Origin of the sequence: Pricia sp. (assembly GCF_041745955.1) — a bacterium.
Taxonomy (GTDB): domain Bacteria; phylum Bacteroidota; class Bacteroidia; order Flavobacteriales; family Flavobacteriaceae; genus Pricia.
This window is the reverse complement of record NZ_JBGTHY010000021.1, coordinates 1-2,609: the sequence shown is the minus strand read 5'-3', so window position 1 is coordinate 2,609 and position 2,609 is coordinate 1. Positions and strand designations below refer to the sequence as shown.

Sequence of the window (2,609 nt, the reverse complement as noted above, 5' to 3'; positions counted from 1 at the left end):
TACTTGGCCCAAACCATTGTAGGAATCCTTCGATTACTTGAATAAGTAGTGTAGGCTTACCCAAAAATGGTAAGATGTTGAAACCAGCGTTTAAATAAAGGATAGTTTTTAATTCTTAATCATAGTTTCATAAAACGAACGATTTTTGGCACATATTAAAAATAAGACTTGTCCCAAATACTTACCAAAAACTTAACTGCGCATGGATCCTATGGAATTTTTGTAGTGTTCCGGTAGATAAGCGTCAAGCAAAAATTCCATAGGGCGCATTCTACTTTTGATTTGGAACACGCTCCTGCTCTTTTGACCAAGCTTGAAAACCTTTGTAAACTTCGGGATGTTCATCGAAGTAGCCTTTCAAATCTAAAATGACCTGTTCTTTTCCATTTTCAAAGGTTTCAGCCTTGGAATCCTCCAATTGGATAAAATGGTACCCAAAATAGCCCAAAGCAAGTACGGTCAAGATGGATGCAATACAGAACAAGGCCAACAGCCATTTAGGGGTCAGTTTTGCCTTTGCCAGGTCACTACTTAAATTCCGCAACTCGCTATCATGGCTATGGAAATGATCATCCTGATTTGTTTTTAGCTGGCACAACTGCCTTTTGATGTCTGACAGATCAAATGCCACTTCTGAGTTTTTCAGGTCTTTAGATAGTTTTTCCAAATGGGTGATCCCCTTTTTAAATTCTTCCAGTTCATTGGTCAGTAATTCCGTGATCTCTTCCAGTTTTGCCATAATGGTGTTCTTTAATATCCAATTTCGAATCCAATTCCCTTTTTGATGGTCTGTTTGATAAACCGTTTGGCCACCTTAAGGGCTATGTTGGCACTTAAATCGGTCACTTTTCCTAATAGATTAACGGCTGTTCCTTGTTTTAAAAGGAATCCCTTCCCGGTATTGTTAGAGATTCCCACGGCCAACTTGGCCCCCGACATGGACCGATGTACCTCGCTTCCTTTCAGGTTATGGCCTTTGTACTCGAATCGGAATCCCTGCAGCTTACCAGCTTTATTGATACTAGGAATGACATTAACGTGATTTTGTTTCATGCGTTCGATATACCGGTCAAAGTCCCTGGGTTTTGATTTTGCCATTACCTTTTCATGGATATCCTTGATCTGTTGTCGGACGTTCTTGATCTCGTTCAGCTTGTCCTGTTGTACCTCCCGGACTGTGGTGAGCCCCATTTGCTTGGCGACCCGTTCCGCTGCATATTGGCTCTGTTTACCAATGAAACTGTCATTATAGGCCTTCCCTTCAAAACCGATGCGGTTCACATAGAGATGCACATGTGTGTGTTGTTTGTCCCGATGCACGAAGGCGATGGCCTGCCGTTCCTGTAGCTTCATCTCCTTGATGAACCGTTCCGTTAGTTCCTTTAGCTGCTCCTTGGACAGGCTTTTCCCGTCCTCGATGGTCGGGCTAAGGATAAAACTCAGGGTGTTCTTTTGGCACCGAGCGTTCTGTTCCTGTACCATCTTGAACTCCTCGCTGATCTCCTTGGGGTTTTGTCCTGATACGAACTGGCTATGGACGATCTCTGCGCCCTTCTCCTGGTTCCAACCATATTCGATACTTGCCCTAGCATGTGTTATCGATTTTCCCTTGCCTATCATTTCCTGAAATTTTGGATATGGTCCCGTATTTCCCAGGCCAGTTGTCGGACCTCTGTGGCCAGCTGGGGATTGTTCTTTTTGAACATATTGCCAATGCGGATAAAATTGTTGCGGTACTTGGTCAGCATTTTATACATAGTGATCTGTTCCTCAGAAAGCCGTTCTATGATCCGATCCTCAAAAGCAGCCCGCCGGCAATACTCGCTAAGGGAGAGTCCCGACCTTTTGGCCTTTACCCTGAGCAAATTCCGCTCAAAGGTGGAACACCGGAACCGGACCGTTTTACTTTTCATTTTTTTTTACTTTGCGACCCTACGGGAGCAAAGCAAGATCGTTTTTGTGGCTACAAAAACACATCTTGACTTCCTTTTCTTCGTTTTACTTCGTGAAGGAATACCTTTTCCGTTTAATAAGAAAAGGATAAAATTTAAAGATAATTTTGTATTGCCATTCACTGTCATTTCCTTCTGCTCGGTCCGTCCAATCTAAGCAAGTTGAACATTTTAATGAACCGGTCGGCCAGTTGCTGGCCATACCGCTGTTCAATTTGACTTAGGTTCAAATTAGTAGTAATATGAGTCTTGGTACCAAGGCTTTCAAAATTGCGATACCGGTTGAGCAGGATGCGGACAAGCACTTCTTCCAACCCGAACTGGTAGATATTGTTTCCCGCCATTTCAGCTCCCAGGTCATCGAACAGAAAAACACCTTTGGAATAGTATTGAATGACATCCTCTTTGTTTCTTTCCATATTGAACTTGGTCACTATTTCCTGGGTCGAAATCGATGGAAACCACAACTGTCGAACCTGATACTGTTTGGCCATGTTTTGAACAATTTGAAAACTCGATGTTTTTCCAGTGCCGTGCGAGCCAAAAACCAATAGCCCTTTTCTCAGGGAGATATTCTCCAAAACCTCAAAAGCCGCGTCCCGGTTCCAATACCTGCAGAAGTGGGCTAGAAAGTTCTTGTTTGCAGTATCCACTTCG

3 protein-coding genes and 1 pseudogene are annotated in these 2,609 nt (G+C 43.2%); all 4 read right to left on the bottom strand.

What is annotated here, in order from left to right; genetic code table 11:
- Positions 1–271: 271 nt before the first annotated feature.
- Positions 272–739 (bottom strand): DUF6730 family protein, encoded by a 468-nt coding sequence (locus tag ACEW8S_RS00705; protein WP_373516274.1) that lies wholly within the window; start codon positions 737–739, stop codon positions 272–274.
- 11 nt (positions 740–750) lie between these two features.
- Positions 751–1,620 (bottom strand): relaxase/mobilization nuclease domain-containing protein, encoded by an 870-nt coding sequence (locus ACEW8S_RS00700; protein WP_373516273.1) that lies wholly within the window; start codon positions 1,618–1,620, stop codon positions 751–753.
- Positions 1,617–1,913 carry a mobilization protein MbpA gene (gene mbpA, locus ACEW8S_RS00695; RefSeq protein WP_373516272.1) on the bottom strand — a complete coding sequence of 99 codons (297 nt, stop codon included), beginning with the start codon at positions 1,911–1,913 and terminating at the stop codon, positions 1,617–1,619. The genes ACEW8S_RS00700 and mbpA overlap by 4 nt, the downstream gene beginning before the upstream one ends.
- A gap of 164 nt (positions 1,914–2,077) precedes the next feature.
- Positions 2,078–2,609, bottom strand: a pseudogene (locus tag ACEW8S_RS00690) (hypothetical protein); the annotation flags it as partial.

Bases quoted from the DNA above. Each gene is read 5' to 3' on its own strand.
- ACEW8S_RS00705 (WP_373516274.1), bottom strand. From the start codon at position 739: ATGGCAAAACTGGAAGAGATCACGGAATTACTGACCAATGAACTGGAA.
- mbpA (WP_373516272.1), bottom strand. From the start codon at position 1,913: ATGAAAAGTAAAACGGTCCGGTTCCGGTGTTCCACCTTTGAGCGGAAT.
- ACEW8S_RS00700 (WP_373516273.1), bottom strand. From the start codon at position 1,620: ATGATAGGCAAGGGAAAATCGATAACACATGCTAGGGCAAGTATCGAA.